The 24,472-nt window shown below is 69.4% G+C and carries 22 protein-coding genes; 10 read left to right on the top strand and 12 right to left on the bottom strand.

Annotation, left to right across the window (positions count from 1 at the left end):
- Positions 1–34 precede the first annotated feature (34 nt).
- Complete coding sequence (locus OG976_RS20210) at positions 35–1,057, bottom strand: YlbL family protein (RefSeq protein ID WP_328352684.1); 1,023 nt, start codon at positions 1,055–1,057, stop codon at positions 35–37.
- An 81-nt stretch (positions 1,058–1,138) separates the two neighbouring features.
- Between OG976_RS20210 and OG976_RS20205 the strand changes: the two genes are divergently transcribed.
- From OG976_RS20205 to OG976_RS20195, 3 genes are read left to right on the top strand one after another with little or no spacing between them, the layout of a single operon-like run.
- Positions 1,139–2,533, top strand: coding sequence for a zinc-dependent metalloprotease (locus OG976_RS20205; protein ID WP_328352681.1), 1,395 nt, complete (start codon positions 1,139–1,141; stop codon positions 2,531–2,533).
- A gap of 36 nt (positions 2,534–2,569) precedes the next feature.
- Positions 2,570–3,412, top strand: coding sequence for a TOMM precursor leader peptide-binding protein (locus OG976_RS20200; protein ID WP_328352678.1), 843 nt, complete (start codon positions 2,570–2,572; stop codon positions 3,410–3,412).
- A 1-nt stretch (position 3,413) separates the two neighbouring features.
- The gene (locus tag OG976_RS20195) at positions 3,414–4,763 is read left to right on the top strand and encodes a macrolide-binding ATPase MABP-1 (RefSeq protein ID WP_328363823.1); all 1,350 of its coding nucleotides are present in this window, start codon (positions 3,414–3,416) and stop codon (positions 4,761–4,763) included.
- A gap of 42 nt (positions 4,764–4,805) precedes the next feature.
- Here the strand turns inward: OG976_RS20195 and OG976_RS20190 are convergent, their stop codons facing one another.
- The gene (locus OG976_RS20190; RefSeq protein WP_328352675.1) at positions 4,806–5,075 is read right to left on the bottom strand and encodes a WhiB family transcriptional regulator; all 270 of its coding nucleotides are present in this window, start codon (positions 5,073–5,075) and stop codon (positions 4,806–4,808) included.
- Positions 5,076–5,210: 135 nt separating this feature from the next.
- Positions 5,211–5,366: a hypothetical protein gene (locus tag OG976_RS20185; RefSeq protein WP_328352672.1), complete on the bottom strand. Its 156-nt coding sequence runs from the start codon at positions 5,364–5,366 to the stop codon at positions 5,211–5,213.
- A gap of 172 nt (positions 5,367–5,538) precedes the next feature.
- Between OG976_RS20185 and tpx the strand changes: the two genes are divergently transcribed.
- Together tpx and OG976_RS20175 are read left to right on the top strand one after the other, a co-directional pair.
- The gene (gene tpx / locus OG976_RS20180; RefSeq protein ID WP_328352669.1) at positions 5,539–6,033 is read left to right on the top strand and encodes a thiol peroxidase; all 495 of its coding nucleotides are present in this window, start codon (positions 5,539–5,541) and stop codon (positions 6,031–6,033) included.
- 91 nt (positions 6,034–6,124) lie between these two features.
- A complete protein-coding gene (locus tag OG976_RS20175) occupies positions 6,125–7,528 on the top strand; it encodes a DUF1254 domain-containing protein (RefSeq protein ID WP_328363820.1) in 1,404 nt (467 codons plus the stop codon).
- Position 7,529: 1 nt separating this feature from the next.
- On the opposite strand, the gene OG976_RS20170 is transcribed toward OG976_RS20175, so the two are convergent.
- On the bottom strand, positions 7,530–9,629 hold the full coding sequence (locus OG976_RS20170; RefSeq protein ID WP_328352666.1) for an ATP-dependent DNA helicase UvrD2: 2,100 nt from the start codon (positions 9,627–9,629) through the stop codon (positions 7,530–7,532).
- A 92-nt stretch (positions 9,630–9,721) separates the two neighbouring features.
- Between OG976_RS20170 and OG976_RS20165 the strand changes: the two genes are divergently transcribed.
- A complete protein-coding gene (locus OG976_RS20165; RefSeq protein ID WP_328352663.1) occupies positions 9,722–9,973 on the top strand; it encodes a mycoredoxin in 252 nt (83 codons plus the stop codon).
- A gap of 73 nt (positions 9,974–10,046) precedes the next feature.
- Here the strand turns inward: OG976_RS20165 and nudC are convergent, their stop codons facing one another.
- Positions 10,047–10,964 (bottom strand): NAD(+) diphosphatase, encoded by a 918-nt coding sequence (gene nudC / locus OG976_RS20160; protein WP_328352660.1) that lies wholly within the window; start codon positions 10,962–10,964, stop codon positions 10,047–10,049.
- 4 nt (positions 10,965–10,968) lie between these two features.
- Positions 10,969–12,042: a potassium channel family protein gene (locus tag OG976_RS20155; RefSeq protein WP_328352657.1), complete on the bottom strand. Its 1,074-nt coding sequence runs from the start codon at positions 12,040–12,042 to the stop codon at positions 10,969–10,971.
- Positions 12,043–12,093: 51 nt separating this feature from the next.
- Here OG976_RS20155 and OG976_RS20150 point away from each other — a divergent pair, with 51 nt between their 5' ends.
- Positions 12,094–12,498 carry a DoxX family protein gene (locus tag OG976_RS20150; RefSeq protein ID WP_328352654.1) on the top strand — a complete coding sequence of 135 codons (405 nt, stop codon included), beginning with the start codon at positions 12,094–12,096 and terminating at the stop codon, positions 12,496–12,498.
- On the opposite strand, the gene OG976_RS20145 is transcribed toward OG976_RS20150, so the two are convergent.
- Entirely contained in the window at positions 12,473–15,748 is a 3,276-nt protein-coding gene (locus OG976_RS20145; RefSeq protein WP_328363817.1) for an ATP-dependent helicase, read from the bottom strand. The genes OG976_RS20150 and OG976_RS20145 overlap by 26 nt on opposite strands.
- Positions 15,709–18,864: an ATP-dependent DNA helicase gene (locus tag OG976_RS20140; RefSeq protein WP_328352651.1), complete on the bottom strand. Its 3,156-nt coding sequence runs from the start codon at positions 18,862–18,864 to the stop codon at positions 15,709–15,711. Before OG976_RS20140 ends, OG976_RS20145 begins: the two co-directional genes overlap by 40 nt.
- Positions 18,865–18,910: 46 nt before the next feature.
- Between OG976_RS20140 and OG976_RS20135 the strand changes: the two genes are divergently transcribed.
- Positions 18,911–19,708 carry an alpha/beta fold hydrolase gene (locus OG976_RS20135; RefSeq protein ID WP_442930364.1) on the top strand — a complete coding sequence of 266 codons (798 nt, stop codon included), beginning with the start codon at positions 18,911–18,913 and terminating at the stop codon, positions 19,706–19,708.
- Positions 19,709–19,710: 2 nt separating this feature from the next.
- Positions 19,711–20,007, top strand: a complete 297-nt coding sequence (locus OG976_RS20130; protein ID WP_328352645.1) for an MGMT family protein — start codon at positions 19,711–19,713, stop codon at positions 20,005–20,007.
- Here the strand turns inward: OG976_RS20130 and OG976_RS20125 are convergent.
- The 3 genes from OG976_RS20125 to OG976_RS20115 form a co-directional block, all read right to left on the bottom strand.
- On the bottom strand, positions 20,004–20,858 hold the full coding sequence (locus tag OG976_RS20125) for a TIGR02569 family protein (protein ID WP_328352642.1): 855 nt from the start codon (positions 20,856–20,858) through the stop codon (positions 20,004–20,006). The two genes, OG976_RS20130 and OG976_RS20125, sit on opposite strands and share 4 nt — an antisense overlap.
- 36 nt (positions 20,859–20,894) lie before the next feature.
- Positions 20,895–22,073, bottom strand: a complete 1,179-nt coding sequence (moeZ, locus tag OG976_RS20120; protein ID WP_328352639.1) for an adenylyltransferase/sulfurtransferase MoeZ — start codon at positions 22,071–22,073, stop codon at positions 20,895–20,897.
- A 160-nt stretch (positions 22,074–22,233) separates the two neighbouring features.
- Positions 22,234–23,271: a DUF3152 domain-containing protein gene (locus OG976_RS20115; RefSeq protein WP_328352636.1), complete on the bottom strand. Its 1,038-nt coding sequence runs from the start codon at positions 23,269–23,271 to the stop codon at positions 22,234–22,236.
- 162 nt (positions 23,272–23,433) lie between these two features.
- On the opposite strand from OG976_RS20115, the gene OG976_RS20110 reads away from it, so the two are divergent.
- Positions 23,434–24,111: a TetR/AcrR family transcriptional regulator gene (locus OG976_RS20110; protein WP_328352633.1), complete on the top strand. Its 678-nt coding sequence runs from the start codon at positions 23,434–23,436 to the stop codon at positions 24,109–24,111.
- On the opposite strand, the gene OG976_RS20105 is transcribed toward OG976_RS20110, so the two are convergent.
- Complete coding sequence (locus OG976_RS20105) at positions 24,108–24,362, bottom strand: DUF3107 domain-containing protein (RefSeq protein ID WP_328352630.1); 255 nt, start codon at positions 24,360–24,362, stop codon at positions 24,108–24,110. The two genes, OG976_RS20110 and OG976_RS20105, sit on opposite strands and share 4 nt — an antisense overlap.
- Between the last annotated feature and the right edge of the window lie 110 nt (positions 24,363–24,472).

Below are 24,472 nucleotides of genomic sequence, written 5' to 3'. Positions count from 1 at the left end.
GCATCACCGCGGCACAACCGGTTTACCGCGATCCTCAGCAGCTGGGCGGACGCCCGCCGGAGGTCAGCGTGTGCAGCGAGTCGACCGCCGAGTTCAAGGTGTCGACCTTCACCAGTTCCATCGAGTCGTCGCGCATCGAGCGGGCCTCGTCGCAGTTGTCGGCCGGAACCAGGAACACCGTCGCCCCGGCCTCCTGGGCGGCCATCATCTTGTGGGTGATGCCGCCGATCGGGCCCACTTTGCCGTCCTCGCTGATGGTTCCGGTGCCGGCGATGAACTTCGAGCCGTTGAGGTCGCCGGTGGTCAGCTTGTCGACGACGGCCAGGCTGAACATCAGGCCCGCCGACGGCCCGCCGATGTTGGCCAGGTTGAAGTCGATGCTGAACGGCGCCCACGGCGCATTGAGCACGGCCACCCCGAGGTAGCCGTAGTCGCGGTCCTCGTTGTTGCCCAGCGTGATCTTCGCCGAACCCGGCGGGGCGTTCTTGCGGCGGTAGTCCAGGACGATCTCCTGGCCGGGCTTGGTGGCCTTGAGCAGCGCGGTGAACTGCTCGACGTTGGCGACCTTGGTGCCGTCGACGGCGTCGATGGCGTCACCGACCTGCAACTTCCCCGCCGACGGGCCGGGATCGTTGACCTTCTCGACCCGCACGGCCTCGGGGTATTTCAGATACCCCAGGGCGGCGTACTCGGCGCTGAACTCCGACTGCTTGAAGTCGGCGCTCTGCGACTTCTCGACGTCCTCGCGGGACTTGTTCGGCGGGAACACCAGATCGCGCGGCACCAGCTGTTCGCGCCCGGACACCCACAGCGTCAGCGCCTGCCCCAGCGTCAGGCCGTCGCGCTGGGCCACCGTCGTCATATTCAGATGCCCCGACGTCGGATGCGTCTTGGTGCCCTCGATGTCGACCACCGGCTTGCCGTCGACCTCGCCGAGGGTGTCGAACGTCGGGCCCGGGCCCAGCGACACGTAGGGCACCGTCACCACTGCCAGCAGCACACCGAAGACCACGATCGGCACGAGCGCAGCCACCAGCGTCAGAATCCGCCTGTTCACGCCGCCAAGAGTACGGGCCGGTTCACTGACAGCGTGATCGCCAGTTACCCGACCGTCGTGGCGGATGAGTACGGTTGAGCTATGGCTGACCTGCCCTTCGGCTTCTCCGCTGGCGACGACCCCGACCGGGACCAGCCGAAGAAGGACCGCGACTCCGCCGGCAACGACCCGTTCGGGTTCGGCGGCGGCGACTTCAACCCGTCTGACCTCGGCCAGATCTTCACCCGCCTCGGCCAGATGTTCAGCGGCGCGGGCGGCGCGATGGCCGGCGGATCCGGCGGCCCGGTCAACTACGACCTGGCCCGCCAGTTGGCGTCGAACTCGATCGGGTTCGTCGCACCGATCCAGGAGGGCACCGCCTCGGCGATCGCCGACGCCGTCCACCTCGCCGACATGTGGCTCGACGGCGCCACGGCGCTGCCCGCCGGCGCCACCCGCGCCGTCGCCTGGACTCCCAGCGACTGGGTGGACAACACCCTGGACACCTGGAAGCGGCTGTGCGACCCGATGGCCGAACAGATTTCGTCGGTGTGGGTGTCGGCGCTGCCCGAGGAGGCCAAGGCGATCGCCGGCCCGCTGATGGCGATGATGAGCCAGATGGGCGGCATGGCGTTCGGCTCGCAACTGGGCCAGGCGCTGGGCAAGCTGTCGCGCGAGGTGCTGACGTCCACCGACATCGGCCTGCCGCTGGGACCCAAGGGTGTCGCCGCACTGCTGCCCGAGGCCATCGAGGCGCTGTCGGAGGGGCTCGAGCAGCCACGCAGCGAGGTCATGACGTTCCTGGCCGCCCGCGAGGCGGCCCACCACCGCCTGTTCAGCCACGTTCCGTGGCTGTCGAGCCAGCTGCTCAACGCCGTCGAGTCCTATGCCAAGGGCATGAAGATCGATATGAGCGGCATCGAGGAATTGGCCCAAGGCTTCAACCCGGCCTCGCTGACCGACCCCGCCGCCATGGAGCAGTTGCTCAGCCAGGGCATGTTCGAGCCGAAAGCCACCCCCGAACAGACCGCTGCGCTCGAACGCCTCGAGACCATGCTGGCCCTGGTCGAGGGCTGGGTGCAGACCGTGGTGAGCGAGGCGCTGGGCGACCGCATCCCGGGCACCGCGGCGCTCTCGGAGATGCTGCGCCGGCGCCGGGCCACCGCCGGGCCCGCCGAGCAGACCTTCGCCACCCTGGTCGGGCTGGAACTTCGGCCGCGCAAGATGCGCGAGGCCGCCGACTTGTGGGAGCGCCTCACCCAGGCCGCCGGGATCGACGCCCGCGACGCGGTGTGGCAGCACCCGGATCTGCTGCCCCGCGCCGAGGACCTCGACGAGCCCGCCGGGTTCATCGACCGCGTCATCGGCGGTGACACCGCCAACCTGGATATCGACGCGGCGATCGAGGAATTCCAGAAGGCAACGGAGGCCGAGGAGGCCGACAGACGGGCCGAGGACGAGAAGTCGCGCGACGACGACGGGCCTGTGGATAGCTGATCCCGGGCGGCACCCTCGGGATGCCATCCTCGCCGGATGGGCCGGCTCTATGCGCTCGACCCGGCGATGCCGGTACTGCTGCGACCCGACGGCGCGGTCCAGGTGGGCTGGGATCCCCGGCGGGCCGTTCTGGTTCGCCCACCCGACGGGGTCGGGTCGGCGGAGCTGGCCGCACTGCTGCGCGGCCTGCAGGTGCCACTGGACCACGAGGCGCTGCAGCGGCTGGCCGGCAGGCATGGATTCCACGATCGCGGCGCCCTCGATGACCTGCTCGACGCCCTGCTGAGCGCCGGGGTGCTCCGGCACCGAACCGGCCGCGCCGCTCCCCACGCACTGTCGATCCGGGTGCACGGCTGCGGCCCGCTGTCGGATCTTCTCCTCGACGCGCTGCGGTGCTCGGGTGCCCGGGTGGCGCACAGCAGCCACGCCAACGCCGTCGTCTCGGCGGCCGGTGCGGACATGGTGGTGCTCGCCGACTACCTGGTCGCCGACCCGCGCGTGGTCCGCGACCTGCACGCCACCGGAGTGCCGCACCTGCCGGTCCGGGTGCGTGACGGGGCCGGCCTGGTGGGCCCGCTGGTGATCCCGGGCGTGACCAGCTGCCTGGCATGCGCCGACCTGCACCGCGCCGACCGTGACGCCGCCTGGCCCGCGGTGGCCGCGCAGCTGCGGGATGTGACCGGAACCGCGGATCACCCGACTGTGCTGGCCACCGTTGCTGTGGCCCTGGCCCAACTGCAGCGGATCATCACCGCCGTGCGCGGCACCGAGGCCGCCGGGGACCCGCCGGCCACGCTGAACACCACGCTGGAAGTCGACGTGAGCAAGAACACGATCTCAGCTCGTCGCTGGTCACGGCATCCGCGCTGCCAATGCTGACATCGGTGGTTGCCAGTATTGCGCCGTCGGGGATGATGGTGGGGTGGCAGACATCAAGCGCGGCCGCGCCGCCCGTAACGCCAAGCTGGCCAGCATCCCGGTCGGCTTTGCGGGACGGGCCGCCCTGGGCTTCGGAAAACGACTGACCGGCAAGTCCCGGGACGAGGTCAACGCCGAGCTGATGGAGAAGGCCGCCAATCAGCTGTTCACCGTTCTCGGTGAACTCAAGGGCGGCGCGATGAAGGTCGGCCAGGCGCTGTCGGTGATGGAGGCCGCGATCCCCGAGGAGTTCGGGGAGCCCTACCGCGAAGCGCTGACCAAACTGCAGAAGGATGCCCCGCCGCTGCCGGCCGCCAAGGTGCACCGGGTGCTCGACGGGCAACTCGGCACGAAGTGGCGCGAGCGGTTCAGTTCCTTCGACGACGAGCAGATCGCGTCGGCCAGCATCGGCCAGGTGCACCGGGCGGTGTGGCACGACGGCCGCGACGTGGCCGTCAAGATCCAGTACCCGGGTGCCGACGAGGCACTGCGCGCCGACCTGAAGACCATGCAGCGCATGGTCAGCGTGTTCAAGCAGCTCTCCCCCGGCGCCGACGTGCAGGGTGTGGTCGACGAACTCATCGAACGCACCGAGATGGAGTTGGACTACCGCCTAGAGGCTGAGAACCAGCGGGCGTTCGCCAAGGGCTACGACGGCGACCCGCACTTCGTCATCCCGCACGTGGTGGCCAGTGCCCCGAAGGTGATGATCACCGAATGGGTCGACGGTGTGCCGATGTCCCAGATCATCCGCTCGGGCACCGTCGATCAGCGAGACCTTTGTGGCACAAGACTTCTCGAGTTGACGCTCGGCGCGCCGGCTCGGGTCGGGATGATGCACGGCGACGCACACCCGGGCAACTTCATGCTGCGCGACGACGGCAAGATGGCGGTCATCGACTTCGGTGCGGTGGCTCCGCTGCCCGACGGTCTTCCCATCGAACTCGGACAGATCATCCGGCTGGCGCGCGACAAGAACTACGACGAGCTGCTGCCCACGATGGAGAAGGTCGGCTTCATCCAGAAGGGCGAGCAGGTCTCGGCCAAGGAGATCGACGACATGCTGCGCCAGTACGTCGAGCCGATGGAAGTCGAGGTCTTCCACTACACCCGCCGGTGGCTGCAGAAGATGGCCGCGGCCAACATGTCGGTGTCCGCCGAGCAGATCAAGACCGCGCGGGCGATGGATCTGCCTGCCAAACTTGCGATTCCGCTGCGGGTGATCGCCTCGATCACCGCGATCTCGGCCCAGCTCGACGCGCATGTGCCGACCAAGGCGCTGACCGAGCAACTGGTCCCCGGCTTCGACTGACCCGAACCCGCGCAGTGCGGGTCCGGGTCAGCCAACGGCTGCCTAGGCCGCGATCACATCCTTACGGGGACGCCCGCGGGGACGCTTGCGGGCCACGACAGTGCCCCGCTCGATAATCTCGCCACCCCAAACACCCCATGGCTCACCGCGATCCAGTGCGGCGGCAAGACACTGCCGCCGGATCGGGCAGTCCCCGCAGAGCACCTTGGCGCGCTCCAGTTCTACGGGGCTCTCAGCGAACCACAGGTCGGGGTCCCCGACGTGGCACGGCAACACCGGCAGCTTTTCCTTTCGGACTGTCAGTGCCGACATGTCCGTCACCTGCTTCCTGGTCGTGTGGCTGTAGGTATCTCTTGTGGGATCCGGGCCAGGAAGAGTGTGGAAAAACTCTGGCCACGGATCCTTTGACTTCGGGTCCGTGGCCAGTGGCTGTGTCTGGGAGCTTTCCTAGATGAAGCTCCTGTCCACGGACGCGAGGGTCGGGGCGGCGTTGGCGCGACGCTTGCGCTGGGCAGCGGCGGCATGGGCCGCCGCAATAGCGTGGGAGGTCCACGGACGATGCGCCATGGCGGCTACGCCGAAGTCACCGGTGTAGATGTTCATCGTCCGACCCTCCTCTCAACACGTCGCTGCGGGCCATTGATCAGCACACGCAGATTGCGGTTTCGAGGATAAAGCCTACCCGATTTCGCCACAAGCGATTTTCTGAGCAGGGCTTTTGCGATCAGGTCACCCGATCACCAGGCGGTTAGGTGAGGCTGACAAACTAGTGCTCATGGCACAGATAACCCTGCGTGGAAACCCGATCAACACCGTTGGAGAGCTGCCCGCCGTCGGCGCCGCCGCTCCCGAGTTCACCCTGACCGGAACCGACCTCGGCAACGTCGAGACCGGGCAGTACAGCGGCAAAGCCGTGGTGCTCAACATCTTCCCGTCGGTGGACACCCCGGTGTGCGCCACCAGCGTGCGGACCTTCAACGAGCGCGCCGCCGCCACCGGAGTGCCGGTGGTCAACGTGTCCAAGGATCTGCCGTTCGCACTCAAGCGGTTCTGCGGTGCCGAGGGCATCGAGAACGTCGTCTCGGCGTCGGCGTTCCGCAGCAGCTTCGGTGAGGACTACGGCGTCACCATCGTCGACGGGCCGATGGCCGGCCTGCTCGGCCGGGCCGTCGTGGTCGTCGGCGCCGACGGCACCGTCACCTACACCGAGCTGGTGCCCGAGATCGGCCAGGAGCCGGACTACGACGCTGCCCTCGCCGCGCTGAGCTGAGCGCTGCGAAATACACCGCACAAGGATGCTCATCAAGCATCCTTGTGCGGTGAAGTCACGCGCCATCCTCGCTGCCGTCCTGCTGATCGCCATGACCGCCGGCTGTTCCGGCGCGAACAAGCCCAAGGAGACGGCGAGCTCAGCGCCGCCCGCCACCACCACCGGGGGTGCCGTGACGCCTGAGCAGGCGCGAGCGATCGCCAAAGAGGCCTACATCTTCGGCTTCCCGATGGTCGACAGCTATCGGATCCAGTACTCCTACTTCGTCGACTCGCACAGCCCGGAGTACAAGGGCGACTGGAACCAGGTGCACAGCATCGCCCGCGTCTACACACCGGCCGACACCGCGGTCCAGACGCCGAACTCCGACACCCCGTATTCGATGCTCGGCGCCGACCTGCGCACCGAGCCGCTGGTGTTGACCATCCCGCCGATCGGGCAGGACCGCTACTTCTCGGTGCAGTTCGTCGACGGCTACACCTACAACTTCGCCTACCTCGGCAGCCGCACCACCGGCAACAGCGGCGGCACCTACCTGCTGGCCGGGCCGGGCTGGAAGGGCGACAAGCCCGAGGGCATCAACGAGGTGATTCGCGCCGACACCGATTTCGCGCTGGCCATCTACCGCACCCAGCTGTTCGGCCCCGACGATCTGGACAACGTCAAGAACATCCAGGCCGGCTACACCGCGCAGCCGTTGTCGGCCTTCCTCAACCAGCCGGCCCCGGCGGCCGCCCCGCCCGTCGACTTCCCGGTGCCGCTGAGCCCCGACGAGCAGAAGACCTCGCCGAAGTTCTTCGAGCTGATGAACTTCGCGCTGCGCTACGCCCCGGTGCTGCCGTCGGACAAGGAAGCGCGGGACCGGTTCGCCACCATCGGGATTGGCTCCGAGGGCACGTTCAACGCCGACACGCTCACCCCGGAAATGCGCACGGCGATCACCGACGGCATGGCCGACGCCTGGGCCGAGTTGGACACCTTCAAGAAGGACAAGCTGGTCACCGGACAGGTCACCTCCGGCGACCTGTTCGGTACCAAGGACGAACTCAAGGGCAACTACCTCTACCGGATGGCCGGTGCGGTGCTGGGTATCTACGGCAACTCCAAGGCCGAGGCGATGTACCCCAGCCTCAGCACCGACGCCGACGGGCAGCCTCTGACCGGGGCCAACAACTACACGCTGACATTCCCGGCCGGTCAGCTGCCGCCGGTCAACGCGTTTTGGTCGGTGACGATGTACAAGATGCCGGAAAGCCTGCTGGTGGAAAACCCCATCAACCGGTACCTGATCAACTCGCCGATGCTGCCCAACCTGGTCAAGAACCCTGATGGGAGCCTGACCATCTACGTCCAGAACGCCTCACCGGGACCGGAGAAGGAAGCCAACTGGCTGCCTGCCCCGGCGGGACCGTTCACCGCGGTCATGCGGCTGTACTGGCCCAAGCCGGACGCGCTGAACGGGACCTGGCAAGCACCGAAACTGGTGAAGGCCTGAGCTACTGGCGGGCACGCACCAGCTCGAGCACGTCGGGCCCGAACTGTTCGAGCTTGCGCGCCCCGATGCCGGGAATGGCGACCAGCGCTGCGTCGTCGGCGGGTAGCGACTCGGCGATGGCGATCAGCGTGTTATCGGTGAAGACCACGTAGGCAGGGACTTTCAGCTCCTTGGCCGTGCGTGATCGCCAGTCCTTGAGCTGACCCAGCAGCTCGTCGTCGATGTCGACCGAGCAGGTTTCGCAGCGCCGCAACATGATTGCCGGTGGCGTGCTGAGCACCGCATTGCAGACCCGGCAGCGGGGTGTGGCGCCACGCTGCCTGCGCGGCTTGTTCGGGGTGGGTTCGGCCTGGGTCTGCGGCGCGATGCCGTTGAGGAACCGTGACGGGCGACGCCCCTGCCGGCCACCCGGGGTGCGGGCCAGCGCCCAGCTCAGTTGCAAATGTGTTCGCGCCCTGGTGATTCCGACATAGAGCAGGCGACGCTCCTCCTCGACCGCCTCGCTGTCGGGGCCGTGCGCCAGGGCGTGCGAGATCGGCAGAGTGCCGTCTGCCACGCCGACGAGGTACACCGCGTCCCACTCCAAACCCTTGGCGGCGTGCAGCGACGCCAGGGTGACGCCCTGCACCGTGGGTGGGTGGCGAGCGTCGGCGCGCAGCCGCAACTCGGCCATCAGCGAGGGCAGGTCCAACTGCGGGCGGGCGGCGACTTCGTCGTCGACGAGTTCGGCCAGCGCGGTCAACGCTTCCCAGCGTTCGCGGGCTTTGGTGCCCTGGGGCGCCTCGTCGGTGAGTCCCAGCGGTTCGAGGACCGCACGGACCACGGCGGGCACCTCACCCTGGGGATCGCGGTCCGCCGCGCGCTGCAACGCCACCAGCGACTGGCGAATCTCCTGCCGGCTGAAGAACCCCTCACCGCCGCGCACCTGGAACGGCACGCCGGCCGCCGTCAGCGCCTCCTCGTACGCCTCGGACTGGGCGTTGATGCGGTAGAGCACCGCGATTTCGGCTGCGGGAGTTCCGGATTCGATGAGTTTCTTGATGGAGCGCGCCACCGCGGCGGCCTCGGCGACCTCGTCGGGATGTTCGTGGAAGGTCGGCGACGGGCCCGGGTCGCGCTGGCCGACCAGGTGCAGCTTGCTGCCCGCCATCCGGCCGCGGGCGGCAGCGATCACCCGGTTGGCCAGTGACACCACCTGCGGCGTGGAGCGGTAGTCGCGCTCCAGGCGCACGACGGTGGCCTCGGGGAACTTTCGGGAGAAGTCGAGCAGGTAGCGCGGCGAGGCCCCGGTGAACGAGTAGATGGTCTGGTTGGCGTCCCCGACGACGGTCAGGTCGTCGCGGTTGCCGAGCCACGCCGACAGCACCCGCTGCTGCAACGGGGTGACGTCCTGGTACTCGTCGACCACGAAACAGCGATAGCGGTCGCGGAACTCCTCGGCGACGGCCGGATCGTTCTCGATGGCGCCGGCGGTGTGCAGCAGCAGATCGTCGAAGTCCAGCAGGGCGATGCCGTCGCGGTTGGCTTTGAGCTTCTCGTAGGCGGCGTACACCGCTGCCACTTTCGCGGCGTCCAGCGGAACGTCGCGGCCATTGCGGGCGACCTCGGCGGCGTAGCCCTCCGGACTGATCAACGAGGCCTTGGCCCACTCGATTTCACCGGCGAGATCGCGCACGTCGTCGGTGCTGACCTGAAGCTTGGATCGATTGGCGGCCTGAGCCACGACGGCGAACTTGGAGTCCAACAGCTGCCATCCGGTGTCGCCGACGACCCGCGGCCAGAAGTAGTGCAGCTGGCGGCGGGCCGCGGCGTGAAACGTCAGCGCCTGCACCGCGGCCACCGAGGCACCCGACCCGGCCACGGCGTCCATGGCCCGCAGCCGCGCCCGCATCTCCCCCGCTGCGCGGGAGGTGAACGTCACCGCAAGCACCTGTCCGGCCGCGACGTGGCCGTTGGCCACCAGGTGCCCGATGCGCTGCGTGATGGTGCGGGTCTTGCCGGTGCCCGCGCCGGCCAGCACACACAGCGGCCCGCGCGCGGCCAGCACGGCTTCGCGCTGTTCCTCGTCCAGGCCGGTCAGATGGTCTGTGGACACCGGCATGGCGTCCATCTTGTCAGGGGGCGGCGACATTTCCCGGTGAGCGCCGCGCCGGTTGCGGGCATGCCGACGGGCTCGGCTAGGTTGAAGCACTTATGAGTGCCAGCGATTCCCAGCTCACGATGTACACGACGGGGTGGTGCGGCTATTGCCGCCGCCTCAAGACCGCGCTGAAATCAGCGGGAATTCCCTACACCGAGGTCGATATCGAGGTCGATCCCGACGCCGCCAAGTTCGTCATGTCGGTCAACGGCGGCAATCAGACCGTGCCGACGGTGAAGTTCGCCGACGGCAGCGCGCTGACCAACCCGAGCCTCAAAGAGGTTCAGGCCAAGCTCGCGAACTAGTTTTCGCGCCGAGATCGACGAAATGGCCCCGCCTTCTCGACCTTTCGCGCCCGTTTGTCGGTGTGGGCGAGCCTTAGTCCTCGGCGGCCCAGGATTCGATGATCTCGCGGGCGATCGAGATCGACCCAGGCAGCAGCAGCCGCGACGGTGAGTCGCTGCTCCAGTCCCCCTGATCGAGCGCCTCGCGGACCTCGGCGCGGGTGAACCACGCCGCTTCGGCGATCTCACCGTCGTGGAAGGTGAACTCCTGCTCGGGGTCGCCGATGGCGTGGAAGCCCACCATCAGCGAGCGCGGGAACGGCCAGGGCTGGCTGCCCAGGTACTCCACGTCGGTGACGGACAGACCGATCTCCTCGGCGACCTCACGCACCACGCACGACTCGAACGATTCGCCGGCCTCCACGAATCCGGCGATCAACGAGAACAGCCGCGGCGGCCACAGCGTCTGGCGGGCCAGCACCGCACGGTCGTGACCGTCGTGGACGAGCACGATGATGGCCGGGTCGATGCGCGGGAACTCCTCGTGACCGGTCAGCATGTTCACCCGCGACCAGCCGCCCTTGGCCAGCCGCGTCGGCGAACCGTCGTGCGCGCTGAACCGGGCCTGGTCATGCCAGTTGAGCAGCGCGGTGGCGCAGGCGACCAACTGCGCGCTGACGTCGTCGAAGACGTGCCCGGCGCGGCGCAGATCCAGCACCGCGGACTCGACGTCCTCGGGCGCCTGCAGCTCCGCCCGGACCGCCCACACATGGCGGCCGTCCTCGATCCGGCCCAGGAACACCGCGTCGGCCGGTGGCTTGTCGCCGAATTCGGTTGCCGCACCGAGCACGACCCGGCCGTCGGCGATCAGTACCTGGTTGCGGTTGTCGACACGCAGCAGCAGCGCATCGGCCCACCCCGCGATGGCGGCGTCGATATCGGTGCGCAGCGTGTCGGCGCGGTCGGCGCCGACACGCGACAGCAGGGGGATGTTGCGCAGACGGAAGGCCACTGGCTCAGTCTCCGGCGCTGCGGACGTAGAGCAGCCGGTCGGTGGTTTCCAGTGCGTCGGCGTTCGGGTCGTCGACGCGCAGCAGCTTGCCCTCGCGGACCACGCCCAGCACGATGTCGGGCAGATGGCGCGGGGACCCGCCGACCTCCTTGGGTTCGACCTCACGCTCGGCGATCGCGAAGCCGGCGTCGGGAGTCAGCAGGTCTTCGATGATCTCCACGACGCTGGGCGCACTGGTCGCGATGCCGAGCAGTCGACCGGCGGTCTCCGAGGACACCACCACCGAGTCGGCCCCGGACTGGCGCAGCAGATGCTGGTTCTCGGCCTCGCGCACCGAGGCGATGATCTTGGCCTTGGGGGCGAGTTCTCGGGCGGTCAGGGTGACCAGGACCGCGGTCGGGTCGCTGTTGGTCGCCACGATGATCGAATGCGCGTGCTGGGCACCGGCCAAGCGCAGCACGTCGGATTTGTTGGCGTCACCGCGCACCGTCACCAGACCCGCGGCGCTGGCCCGGTCCAGCGAGGTCTGGTCGGTGTCGACGACGACGATGTCGGCCGGCGCGGCGCCGTCACCGACCATCGCGGCCACCGCCGTCCTGCCCTTGGTGCCGTAGCCGATGACGACGGTGTGGTTACGCACGCTGTTCCTCCAACGCTGGATCTTGAGAGCCTGGCGCGATGCCGTGGTCAGCGTTTCCACGGTGGTACCGACCAACACGATCAGGAACGCCACCCGAAGTGGCGTGATGACCAGGACATTGACCAGTCGCGCTGTCTCGGTGAACGGCGTGATGTCGCCGTAGCCGGTGGTCGACAGTGACACCGTGGCGTAGTACAGGCAGTCCAGGAAGGTCAGTCCGCCTTCGCGGACGTCCCGGTAGCCGTCGCGATCCAGATAGACGATGAACACCGCGGCGAACAGCGCCGCGAAGGCATAGAGCAGCCGGCGTGCGATACGCCGGCCCGGACTGACGAACTTCTCCGGGATGCGCAGATAGTCGACGAGTGCGCTGTCGGGTTTGGCGGCCAGGTTCTCGTCGATCGCTTCGAGCCGGCGCCGCAATCTACCTTTGGCCACGCGACCCCATCATCTTGCGCCCGGCTACCACCACATGAGCATTATGTACCCATGCCGACGACGACAACTGAACCCGCAGTCTCCAAGAGCCAGGCGCCTGCCTACCGCACCGCCGCGATGCTCATCGCGATCGGCCTGGGCCACTTTGCGGCACCCAAGCCCTTCGACACCATCGTGCCCGCCGAACTGCCGGGCGATCCCCGGTTCTACACCTACGCCTCGGGTGTCGCCGAGGTCGGCGTCGGCGCCATGCTGCTGGTTCCGCGGACACGGCGCGCCGGTGCGCTGGCCGCGATCGCGCTGTATCTGGCGGTGTTCCCGGCCAACGTCAACATGGTGCGGCTGTGGTGGGACAAGCCCTTGCCGATGAAGCTCGCCGCGCTGGCCCGCCTGCCCTTCCAGGTGCCGATGATCACCCAGGCGGTGGCCATCAGGCGCAACGCTCCGCGCTTCTAGCTGAGCCCAGCAGGTCGACCAATTCGGTTGCCCCAAGCAGGTTTTCGGGCATAACGGTCTGGCCCGATCGCACGTAATAGAACGCTGCGCGCACTGACGATTCGGGCTGTCCGCTCAGCGCGGCCCACGCCAGCCGATACACCGCGAGCTGGACGGCCGCATGCTTGCGGGCCGCGTCGTCAGCGGGTGGCTCGCCGGTCTTCCAGTCGACCACGGTCATGGTCCCGTCGGGGTCGGGGAAGATCGCGTCGATACGGCCACGCACGACGGTGTCGCCGATCGTCATCTCGAACGGCACCTCGACATCCACCGGTGTGCGCAGCGCCCACGGCGAGGCGGTGAACTTCTCCTGCAGTGCAGACAGTTCGGCGGCCTGGACGGGGCCGTCGTCGACCGCACCGGGCAGGTCGTCGAGGTCGAAGAGCCGCTCGGCGCCGTAGAAGCGCTGCACCCACTCGTGGAACGCAGTACCGAGAATGGCGTGCGGATCCGGCCGCGACGGCAGTCGGCGCGCCAGCCGCCGGGCCGCACCCGCCGGGTCGCGGTCGAGTTCGACCAGGGCGCTGACCGACAACTGGCCGGGCAGCGCCGGGGCGACCGGCGCAGCGCTGCGGGAGCGTTCGGCCAACAGCGCGTCGACATCTGCGGCCCAGCCCTCGGGATCGTCGTCGGCACCGTCGGGCAGTGCACCCGAGATCGCCGCGCTCACCAGCGCCGCGCCGCGCTCGACGTCGGCGCGGGCGTCGCCGAGCGGGTCGGCCGGCCACAGCGCCTCACGAGGCTTGTCCTGCAGGGGGTTTCGTTCGCCATCTGCGGGCACGGGGGCCCAGTGCTCCACCTGTCCGCAGGGTTCGCCCGCCGCGACGGAGGCCTCGATGATGTCCCTGATCTCGACGAGGAAGTCCGATGGGCCACGCGGCTTGGACTCGGTGAGCCCCCAGTGGTGGCCCGACAACAGCAGGGTGTCCTCGGCGCGGGTGATCGCGACGTACAACAGCCGGCGTTCCTCGTCGATGCGGCGCTGACCGAGCTGGTCGCGGTGGGCGATGATGCACTCGGAGAGCCCTTTGCGGTCGCTGACCGTCGAGGTGTCCAGGACCGGGACACCGTGCAGGCCCGCCGCGGCACGGTCGCCGCGCAGCAGTGGCGGCAAGTCCGACGGGTCGGACAACCAGGTCCGTTTCGATGCCGTCGACGGGAACACCCGGGCGGACAGATGCGGGACCGCGACCACCTGCCATTCCAATCCCTTGGCGGCGTGCACGGTCAGGATCTGGACCCGGTCGGCCGACACACTGACCTCCGCCGGCGCCAAGCCGTTCTCGACGACCGCGGCGGCGTCGAGGTAGGCCAGCAGGCTGTCCACCCCGATCCCCGGGCGCTGGGTGTAGGAGGCGACGACATCGGCGAAGCGGTCCAGGTGTTCGGCACCGCTCCACCCCGCGGCGACCGGACGGGCTGCGCGGGCCTCGACATCGACGCCGAGGGTCCGGCGCACCTCGGCCACCAGTTCGGTCACCGGGTTGCCCAAAAGTGTTCGAAGACGGGACAATTCGTCGGCCATCTGAGTGATCCGGCGGTATCCGTCCTCGGAGTATGCCCCGGCTGAGCCGGGGTCGGCCAGCGCGTCGGCCAGACTCGCAGTGTCGGCGTCCGGCGCGGCCGCGGCGATGATCTGCTCCGGGCTGACCGCCGCAGGCCGTTGCCCGTCGAGAGTGACCGCGCGTCGCCACAGCGCGGCGATGTCGTGCGCACCCAGCCGCCAGCGCGCACCGGTCAGCACCTGCATCGCGGCCCCGCCCGCCGCCGGATCGGCGACAAGGCGCAGCATCGCGACAACGTCGGAGACCTCGGAAATCGACAGCAGCCCGGCCAGGCCGACGACCTCGACCGGGACGCCCCGAGCCGTCAGTGCCTCGGCCATCGGGCCGGCGTCGGCATTGCGCCGGACCAGCACCGCGGCCGTCGGCGGCGGGGCGCCAGCCGCGCTCGCCTGCCGGTAGCGCGTGGCGATGTGGTCGGCGACCCACTCCCGTTCGGTGGCGACATCGGTGAGCAGCGCACAGCTGACCGTGCCTGGCTCGGCTCCCGGGCGCGACCTCAGCGGGCGTACCGCGACCGAACGGCGGCGGGCCTCGGCCGACACCGCATTGGCGACGTGCAGGGTGCTGGGCGGATTGCGCCAGCTGGTCCGCAGCTCCAGCGTCGGCGCCGGGGATCCGTCCGAGCGGGGGAAGTCGGTGGTGAACCGCGGCAGGTTGGTCGCCGACGCACCACGCCAGCCGTAGATCGACTGGATCGGGTCCCCGACGGCCGTCAACGCCAGCCCGTCGTCGGCTCCCCCACCGAACAACGACGACAGCGCGATGCGCTGGGCGTGGCCGGTGTCCTGATACTCGTCGAGCAGCACCACGCGGTACCGGCTGCGCAGCTCCGCACCGACCTGCGGGCAGCCGACGGCCAGCCGCGCCGCAGACGACATCTGCGAGCCGAAGTCCATGACCTTCTCGGCGCGCATCCGGCGGTGCACGGCGTCGATCAGCGGAACCAGGGCCGCGCGTTCGGTCTGGGTGGCCAGCATCCCGAGCAGAAACTGGCTCGGCCCGCGGTCGCGCTGGTAGCGGCCGGCGGGCAGGGCGTGCACGAGACGGTCGAGCTCGACGTGCGTGTCGAGCAGCGCGTCGGTGTCGACCAGGTGCTCGGCCAGCTCGCCGGCCAGCCGCAGCACCATCGCGGTGACCCTGGCGGGATCCTTGTCGGTGTCCAGCGGTCCCGGATAGGCGCTGACCACCTGGTAGGCCAACTGCCACATCTCGGTTTCACTGAGCAGCCGGGCATCCGGCTCGACCGGCAACAGCAGGCCGTACTCGCGCAGCAGCGTGCCGGCGAACGCGTGGTAGGTGCTGACGGTCGGTGCGCCGAGCGCGGCCGGGGCACCGAGATGGCCCGCCAGGCGGGCCAGCCGCGAACGGACCCGGCGCAGCAGCTGACCGGCTGCCTTGCGGGTGAACGTCAGCCCCAGCACCTGTCCCGGCTCGGCGAATCCGTTGGCCACCAGCCACACCACCCGGGCGGCCATGGTTTCGGTCTTACCGGCACCCGCGCCGGCGATGACCACCAGCGGCCCGGGCGGAGCCGCGATCACCGCGGCCTGCTCGTCGGTGGGGGCCGGAACACCAAGGGCCTGAGCGAGTTCCGCGGGGGTGTAGGTCATGAGGGCTCCGTCCGGGGTGTGGTGTGCGCGGGGCATCCGGGCCGCATCGGGCAGTGCGTGCACCCGTCGTTGACCTTGGCGACGAACTGCGGCCCCGCGGTGGCGGCGGCGGCACCCTGTACCGTCTGGCGCCACTGCGCCTGGGTGTCCTCGGTGAGCGGGGACTGCTCACGTTCGGTTGCCCCTGCCGCACTGGGCTTTCCGATATAGACCAGTCGACCACCGCCGGGACGGTCGTCCTCGCCGACGACCCCCTCGGCGACGGCGAGCTGATAGAAGCCGAGCTGGGCGTGACGCTGGGCGTCATCCTTGGTGACCGGGCTCTTGCCGGTCTTGACGTCGACGATGACCAGGCGTCCCTGCGCATCGCGTTCGAGGCGGTCGACCCGCCCGCGCACCCGGACACCGGGGCCCTCGGCGCCCGGTTCGGCGACCAGCCCGTCCACCTCGACCTCAGTGCCGGCCTCGGTGAGTTCATGGCGGGTCGCCGAACGCCACGCCGCGAATGCCTCCAGCATGCCGCGATGCCGGTCGAGCTCATTATCGGCATACCACGACGAATCGAACGGTATTGCCGCCCAGATCTTTTCCAGCTCCGTGACGAGCTGCTCCCCGCTCTTGCCGGACTCGGCGACCAGCGCGTGCACGATCGAGCCGAGGGTGGAGCGCAAGTCGCGCCGGGCAGCACCGCCGTGCCGCTCGGCCAGCCAGCGCAACGGGCAGTCGGTCAAGGCCTGCAACGTCGACGGGCTCAAGGTGACGGTGTGCTCGGCACCGGACCACAGGGGTTGCTCGGTGCTCACCGTCGCCATGCCGTACCACTGCGCAGGGTCGGCGCCCGGTACTCCCTCGGCGGCCAGCCGGGCCAATTGTCGTGCTGCGGTGGCACGTTGCGCGTCCTCAACAGCGCCCGGCGGGGCGCAGACCACCGCGCGCAGCCTACCCACCACCGCCGCCGGTGACAGCACCGGCGGTGCTGCGACCGGCTGAGCCGTGGCGATCGCCGCCTCGGTGGTGGCCCACTGCCCGATCTCGGCGACGAACGGCGAGGGCAGCGCTGCGTCGTCGCCGTCGTCGCTGTCGACCGCGGTGACCAGCAGTTCGCGTCGGGCTCTGCCCATGGCCGCGATGAGCAGCCGGCGTTCCTCGGCGAGCAGCGGCGCCCGCACCGAGACGTCGTCGCCCAACCCGTCGAGGACGTCGAGCAGCCGTTGAGTACCCAGAATCCCGCCCCGCGGGGTGGTGTTGGGCCACAGACCGTCCTGCAGTCCGGCGATCACCACCAGCTCCCAGTCCCGCTCGAGGGCGGCGTGCGGACTGAGCACCGAGACCGTCTCGGCCGATTCGGCGCCGTCGGACTTCACCGGCGGAAGCTGAAGCGCCGCAACATGGTCGAGCAAGCCGGGCAGTGAGGCCCCGGTGGTGCGGGAGACGTAGTCGTCGGCCAGGTCGAACAGTGCCGTGACGGCGGCCAGGTTCCGTTCGCCGGCAGCGCCGTCGGTACCGCCGCGTTCAGCGGCTGTAAGCCAGCGGCGCTGCAGGCCGCTGCGTTCCCAGGCCTGCCACAGCGTGTAGCGCGGGTCCCGGTTACCGCGGTTGGCGCGCGCCGCCGCGGCCAGCACCGCCCGCACCCGGTTGACCGGGCGGCCCAGCGTTGCAGGCAGATCCGTCGATCCGGCGGTGAGCACCTCGGCGAGCAGTTCGCCGAAATCGCGGGTGGCGTCGCCCACGTTGCGGCGCAAGGCCCGTCGTAGCTGGCGCAGCGACACCGGGTCGACACGGCCGATCGGGCCGGTCAGCAGTGCCAGCGCCTGCTCGCCGTCAAGCCCGTGGCAGGTGGCCGCGAGCACCGTCAGCAGCGCTCGGGCCGCCGGCTGCTGCGCGACCGGGCCGGCCGCCGACGGCGCGGCCACCGGAACCCCCGCACCGGCCAAGGCGCGGCTCAGCGATGCCGCCGCCGACGACGATCGCACAATCACCGCCAGCTGTGACCACGGCACACCGTCCACCAGGTGCGCGCGGCGCAGCCGGTCGGCGATCAGGGCCGCCTCGGCGTGCGTGGAGGCTGCCACCCGCACGGTGACCGTGCCGCCCTCACCGGTGCCGGCCAGTGCACGCCATGGCCCGCTGCCCGGCAGCCCGGCCGCGACACCGCTGATGGCGCGCGCCAGTGCGGGGGCGCAACGGTGGGAACGGGAGAGTTCGACGACCGGAGTGTCGTTGGCAGTCAACAGCTCAGGATCGGCACCGCGGAAACCGAACACCGCCTCGTTGGGGTCACCGGCGAGCAGCGTCAGCTCGGCACCGGCGGCCAGCACCCGCACCAGCCGGGCCGCCTGTGGGTCGAGATTCTGGGCGTCGTCGACCAGCAACAGCCGGATTCGCGATCGGGCGGCGGCCAGGAGTTCGGCGTCGTTGCCGAGCGCCTCGAGTGCGGCGCCGACCAGTTCGGCCGCCCCCAGCGCCGGGACGGTGGCCTGGGGTGCCGCGGTGCCGACCGCCGCCCGCAGCAGCATCACCTGTTCGTACTGCTGGGCGAAACGGCCCGCCGCCGCCCATTCCGGGCGTCCCGACAACCGGCCGAGCCGCTGCAGCTGCAGTGGGTCCACGCCGCGCTCGGCGCAGCGGGCCAGCAGATCGCGCAGTTCGGTGGCGAAGCCGGCGGTGCTCAACGCGGGCAGCAGCTGCGCCGGCCACCCGGACACCGAGGCCGCGCCGTCGGTGAGGTCACCGGCCAGCAGCTCGCGGATGATGCCGTCCTGCTCGGCGCCGGTGACCAGCCGCGGGGGCGGGTCACCGGCGCGGGCGGCCGCCTGGCGCAGCACCGCGAACGCGTAACTGTGCACCGAGCGCACGAGGGGCTCGCGCACCACCGCGCGGCACGGTTGCGCCGAGCGGGCCTTGAGCAGCTCGGCGGTCAGCGCGCCGCGTGCAGCGGCCGCCAGTCGGCCCGAACCCGTCAGCAGCAGAACCGATTCCGGATCCGCCCCGGCGGCGATGTGGGCTGCGGCCGTCGCCACCAGCACACTGCTCTTACCGGTGCCCGGCCCCCCGACGACACGAAACGTGCCGCGCAGCCCCGGCCGCATCAGGGCGTCGGGTTCGGCGACGTCGGCCAGTGAACCGGGGTTCACGCGGTCGGGGGTGGTCATGCCGGAATGACACCACGAGGCTCCGACAAGTTCGGGCAATGGCAGCATGAGGCCTGTGAGCGACCACCTGCACGTGCACCGCTACGGCCCGTCGGGACCCGTTCAGGTGCTGGCCATCCACGGACTGACCGGACACGGCAGGCGGTGGCAGGCACTGAGCGATCGGCATCTGCCCGGCGTCGCGCTGGCCGCACCCGATCTGCTCGGCCACGGCCGGTCCCCGTGGTCGGCGCCGTGGTCCATCGACGCGAACGTGGCCGCGCTGGCCACCCTGGTCGAAGAGCAGGCGGGCGGCCCGGTCGTGGTGGTCGGGCACTCCTTCGGCGGGGCCGTGGCACTGCACCTCGCCGCCGCCTGCCCCGACCTGGTGGCCGGGCTGGTGCTGCTGGATCCCGCCATCGGACTCGACGGCGTATGGATGAGCGAGATCGCCGACGCGATGCTGGCCTCCCCCGATTACACCGACCGCGCCGAGGCGCGGAGCGAAAAGTTCACCGGCTCATGGGCTGACGTCCCAGAAGAGGATCTCGACGCCGAACTCGACGAGCATCTGATCGCGCTGCCCAACGGCCGCTACGGCTGGCGCATCAGCGTGCCCGCGATGATGTCGTACTGGAGCGAACTGGCCCGCGAGATCGTGTTCCCGCATCCGGGCACCCGCACGACGCTGGTGCGCGCGACGTGGACCGAACCGCCCTACGTCAGCGCGGAACTGATCGACGGACTGGCGTCGCGCCTCGGCACCGCCTTCACGATGGTCGATCTGGACTGCCAGCACATGGTCGCCCAGGCCAAACCGGCCGAGACCGCGGCGATCATCCGGGACATGCTCGAATCGCGTTAGCCATGGCACCGGTCACCGACGAGCAGGTCGAACTGGTCCGCCGTCTGGTGGCGTCCATCCCGCCGGGCAGCGTCGCCACCTACGGCGACATCGCCTCGGCTGCAGAACTTTCCAGCCCGCGCATCGTCGGCTGGATCATGCGCACCGACTCCTCGGATCTGCCCTGGCACCGGGTGATCACGGCGTCGGGCCGGCCGGCACCGCACCTGGCGAGACGCCAACTCGAACTGCTGCGGGCCGAGGGCGTACTGGCCGACGACGGCAGGGTGAACCTGGCGCAGGCCCGCCACACGTTCTAGAGGATCAACCGGATCAGCGCCGCGGTGCGCGCCAGACCCGGGAACGCCGCCGCCGTCGAGCGGGGATGCAGCGCATGGACCGCCAGCCGGAACATCAACGCGCGCAACAACATCTGTGGCCACTCGGGCAATGCGTTCCACCGCTCGATGAGTCCGTCGTCAGCCTCGCCCCAGGCCAGGGCGTCGACGACGACGACACCGGCCGCCCACGGCGCGGGTCGCCAATACGGGGTGATGTCGGTGATACCGGGTGCCGCCGTTCCGGCGAACAGCACGGTGCCGTAGAGATCGCCGTGCACGAGTTGGCTGGGACTCTTGGTGGGCTTGCGCAGACTGGCCAATTGGTTGATCAGTTCGATCGACCGTTCCCCGTCGGCCGAGCCGGGTGCCACCGTCGCGCCCGGCGGCAGCGACTGCAGCGGACGGTCCTCCCAGGCTGCCCGGTCGGCGGCGACGAACACGTCGACGTCACTCCACGGCGCCACCGGGGCCTGGGTCAGGAATCGGGGACGTTCGAGCTTGGCGGTCGCCTCGTGCAAGCGCACGCCCGCCGAGACCACCTCGTCGTGGCGGGGTTCGGCGGTTCCGGCGACGAAGGTGTCTGCCCGCCAGCCCGCCACCACATAGCGGCCGTCGGTCGAGCGCACCGGCCGCGCCAACCGGACACCGTCGACGAAGAGCGTCTCGCGGACCTTGGCCGACCAGGCGGCGCGGGCGTGGTCGGCGATCGTCGACAACACGACCTCACCGCAGCGCCAGCCACCCTCCCAGCCGGCGCCGAGCGGCTCCGGTTCGGCGTACTTGAGACCGAAGGCCGCCAGGACATGGTCAGGCGGACGTTCGTCGGTCATCCCGTCAGGGTAAAGCGTGCCGAGGCCGAGAGGCCGTCAGTACATGACCATGTCGGGTTCGAGTTGCCGGGCCCACGCCACGATGCCGCCCTGAAGGTGCAGAGCATCGGAGAATCCGGCCTTCTTCAACGCCGCCAGCGCCTCGGCGGAACGGATACCGGTTTTGCAGTACAGCACCGGGATCCGATCCTGCGGAATCTTGGCCAGCCCTTCGCCCGACTCGAGCGCCGACTTCGGGATCAGCTCGGCGCCACCGATGTGGTTGATCTCCCACTCCACCGGCTCGCGGACGTCGATCAGGGCGACCTTCTTGTCCGAGTCGAGCAGTTCGCGCAGTTCCTGGGGGGTCAGTGTCGAATCGTGGGCCGCGTCGGCCGCGTCCTGCGACAGCACACCGCAGAACGCCTCGTAGTCGATGAGTTCGGTGATCTTCGGCGTTTCGGGATCCTTGCGGATCTTGATCGTCCGGTACGTCATGTCGAGGGCGTCGTAGACCATCAGACGGCCCAGCAGCGGGTCGCCGATGCCGGTGATCAGCTTGATGGCCTCGGTTCCCATCACCGATGCGATCGACGCGCACAGGATGCCCAGGACGCCACCCTCGGCGCAGGACGGCACCATGCCCGGTGGCGGCGGTTCGGGGTAGAGGTCGCGGTAGTTCAGGCCCAAGCCGTTGGGGGCGTCCTCCCAGAACACCGAAACCTGGCCCTCGAAGCGATAGATCGAACCCCACACGTAGGGCTTGTGCGCAAGTACCGCGGCGTCGTTGACCAGGTAGCGGGTGGCGAAGTTGTCGGTTCCGTCGACGATCAGGTCGTACTGTTCGAACAGCTCGACGGCATTGTCGGGTTCCAGCCGCAGCTCGTGCAGGTTGACGGTGACCAGCGGGTTGATCTCCAGGATGGAGTCCCGGGCGCTCTCGGCCTTGGACCGGCCGATATCGGACTGGCCATGAATGATCTGGCGCTGCAGATTGGATTCGTCGACGACGTCGAACTCGACGACGCCGATCGTGCCGACGCCGGCGGCGGCCAGGTAGAGCAGGGCCGGCGAGCCCAGCCCGCCGGCGCCGATCACCAGCACCTTGGCGTTCTTCAGGCGCTTCTGCCCGACGACGCCCAGGTCCGGGATGATCAGGTGACGGCTGTAGCGGGCTACTTCCTGGCGGGTGAGCTCGGCAGCTGGCTCGACCAGCGGCGGCAACGGTGAGGACACCGGACACTCCTCGGGTTTCGACGGTCCCCGCTCATCTCAGCAGGTGGTCGGTTCAACGGCAAACAGAAGCCAAAGCTTCCCTCGAACGCCGCGAGCGTGCGTGTCAGCCCGGCGACACGCCGTCGGGGCGTGCCTTGAGTGCACGCTCGCGCCGGAAGACTCAGGCGATCGGATACGGCCAGGGGTTGAACCGGCACGTCTTGCCGTCGGCCTTGACGGACTCGGGGTCGAACTTCGCGGCATCGTCGTCGGCCGTGGAGAAGGTCTGCTGCATCATGATCGGCGCCAGCCCACCGTTCTCGTCGCACGGCTCGTGGGTGGTGTAGCCGATGGCGTGGCCGACCTCGTGGTTGACCAGGTACTGCCGGTAGGAGCCGACATCGCCCTGGAACGGCACCGCGCCGCGCACCCAGCGCGCCTCGTTGATGAACACCCGCCGCTCGGCGTCCGGTCCGTAGGCGGGGTTGTAGCAGGACGACTCCAGCGGAATCTCGTATCCGCAGCCCTCGCGGACGGTCATCGGGGAGGTCAGCGACACCCGGAAGTCCGGTTTGACCTCGGGGGTGCTGGCGTCGATGCGCTGGAAGGCGAACTGGGGATTGTGAATCCAGCTCTTGGGGTTGGCCAGCGTCTCGGTGACCATGCGGGCGAAGCCCTCGTCACCGCCGAACGACGCGGTGTCGACACCGTCTTCCACCTCGACGGTGTAGGTGAACACCTTGGCGGTGCCCTGGCCGACCTTGGGTGTGGTGCCCGGCACGATGCGCCATGTCTTGGCGCCGGCCTCGGTGTAGGCGCCGCCCTCGGGCAGGATGCCGGTCGGCAGGTTCGCGTCGAACGCCGTCAGACCGCGCGGCGGGGCGCCGATGATCGCGGTGCCGCTGGAGCCGATCGTCGGCGGCCCTTGCACGGCGTCGTGCGTCTCGACCGCGGGGGCGGCCGTACCGGTGATCGTCTGATAGAGCACAACCCCGGTCAGCGCGATGAGCACCGGAAGGGCGTAGGCCCGCCAGCCGTAAGTCGAGATGAACCGGCCCAGCCAGGTCTGTTTGCGCCACTGGCGGCGCTGGTCGCGGTTGGATCTGGGCCGCCCGGAATCGCCGGCGAGCGGGTCGCGCTGGGCACGCAACGGCTCACGCCATTCGCTGCGCAGCACCGGTACACGACCGTCCCCGCGATGCCCCGGGTCGTAGGTCACCGACCCAGGATGGCACAAACCGGTGGTCGGCCGACTTCCGGCGCGCCAGTACCGCCGCCCCGAGACGGCTACGGGCCAGTAACTGCACCGAGTAGTACTGTCGGTGCGACGAGCCGGTAGAGCGAGGCATCGCGTCTTGGCTGACCATCAGATTGAGGACTCATGAGCGAAATCGCCAACACGGCCGAGCGGAAAACTTCGCGGGCTGGAACTGGCGACCGTCCGGCTAGCACCCCCGCACGACGCGGCAGCCGGCTGCCTCGTGACGAGCGGCGCGGCCAGCTGCTGACCGCAGCCAGCGAAGTGTTCGTCGACCGTGGCTATCACGCCGCCGGCATGGACGAGATCGCCGATCGCGCCGGTGTCAGTAAACCTGTTCTCTACCAACACTTTACGAGCAAGCTCGAGCTGTACCTGGCAGTGCTGCAGCAGCATGTCGACAACTTGGTGTCGGGTGTGCGGCAGGCGTTGCGCACCACCACCGACAACCGGCAACGGTTGCGTGCCGCCATTGCGGCGTTCTTCGACTTCATCGAGCACGACAGCCAGGGCTATCGGCTGATCTTCGAGAACGACTACGTCACCGAGCCCCAGGTCGCCGCACAGGTCAAGGTCGCCACCGAGGCGTGCACCGACGCGGTGTTCGACCTCATCAGCCGTGACTCCGGTCTGGATCCGCACCGCGCCCGGATGATCGCGGTCGGACTGGTGGGCATCAGCGTCGACTGTGCCCGCTACTGGCTGGACTCCGATCGCCCGATCACCAAGGAAGACGCCGTCGACGGCACGGTGCAGTTCGCCTGGGGCGGACTGGCACACGTGCCGCTGACCCGAGGCTAGGCCTCGGCGGGGGCGGGTCCTGCCGCGATCCCGAAGCCGACCCGGCGCACGTCAGCGACGCCGATCTCGACGTAGGTGATCTTCGATGCGTGGACGAGAATCCGGCGGCCCTTGTCGTCGGACAGGCTCAACACGTCCGGTCCACTTCCCGACAGCGCGGCCGTCACCAGGTCTTCAACCTCCGTGGGCGTCTGCGAACTGCTGAAGACGAGCTCACGTGGGCTGTCTGCGACACCGATCTTGACCTCCACGCTTGACCCTTCCGTTCGTGTGCGCTGTACCCCAGAAGGCTAGTGGACACCGACCACCCCGGCCGCGGGCAGGCGTTCGCGGACAGCGAATAGGGCATCAAGCTGCGGTA

Origin of the sequence: Mycobacterium sp. NBC_00419 (assembly GCF_036023875.1) — a bacterium.
GTDB lineage: Bacteria > Actinomycetota > Actinomycetes > Mycobacteriales > Mycobacteriaceae > Mycobacterium.
This window is presented reverse-complemented; position numbering and strand designations above follow the sequence as displayed.

Excerpts from the sequence above, each read along its gene's own strand:
- OG976_RS20165 (WP_328352663.1), top strand. The coding sequence starts at position 9,722 with ATGAGTGCCAGCGATTCCCAGCTCACGATGTACACGACGGGGTGGTGC.
- OG976_RS20185 (WP_328352672.1), bottom strand. The coding sequence starts at position 5,366 with ATGAACATCTACACCGGTGACTTCGGCGTAGCCGCCATGGCGCATCGT.
- OG976_RS20135 (WP_442930364.1), top strand. The coding sequence starts at position 18,911 with ATGAGGCCTGTGAGCGACCACCTGCACGTGCACCGCTACGGCCCGTCG.
- OG976_RS20200 (WP_328352678.1), top strand. The coding sequence starts at position 2,570 with ATGGGCCGGCTCTATGCGCTCGACCCGGCGATGCCGGTACTGCTGCGA.
- OG976_RS20170 (WP_328352666.1), bottom strand. The coding sequence starts at position 9,629 with ATGCCGGTGTCCACAGACCATCTGACCGGCCTGGACGAGGAACAGCGC.
- OG976_RS20125 (WP_328352642.1), bottom strand. The coding sequence starts at position 20,858 with ATGACCGACGAACGTCCGCCTGACCATGTCCTGGCGGCCTTCGGTCTC.
- OG976_RS20150 (WP_328352654.1), top strand. The coding sequence starts at position 12,094 with ATGCCGACGACGACAACTGAACCCGCAGTCTCCAAGAGCCAGGCGCCT.
- OG976_RS20190 (WP_328352675.1), bottom strand. The coding sequence starts at position 5,075 with ATGTCGGCACTGACAGTCCGAAAGGAAAAGCTGCCGGTGTTGCCGTGC.
- OG976_RS20110 (WP_328352633.1), top strand. The coding sequence starts at position 23,434 with ATGAGCGAAATCGCCAACACGGCCGAGCGGAAAACTTCGCGGGCTGGA.
- OG976_RS20175 (WP_328363820.1), top strand. The coding sequence starts at position 6,125 with ATGACCGCCGGCTGTTCCGGCGCGAACAAGCCCAAGGAGACGGCGAGC.
- OG976_RS20145 (WP_328363817.1), bottom strand. The coding sequence starts at position 15,748 with ATGCCCCGCGCACACCACACCCCGGACGGAGCCCTCATGACCTACACC.
- OG976_RS20205 (WP_328352681.1), top strand. The coding sequence starts at position 1,139 with ATGGCTGACCTGCCCTTCGGCTTCTCCGCTGGCGACGACCCCGACCGG.
- tpx (WP_328352669.1), top strand. The coding sequence starts at position 5,539 with ATGGCACAGATAACCCTGCGTGGAAACCCGATCAACACCGTTGGAGAG.
- OG976_RS20130 (WP_328352645.1), top strand. The coding sequence starts at position 19,711 with ATGGCACCGGTCACCGACGAGCAGGTCGAACTGGTCCGCCGTCTGGTG.
- OG976_RS20140 (WP_328352651.1), bottom strand. The coding sequence starts at position 18,864 with ATGACCACCCCCGACCGCGTGAACCCCGGTTCACTGGCCGACGTCGCC.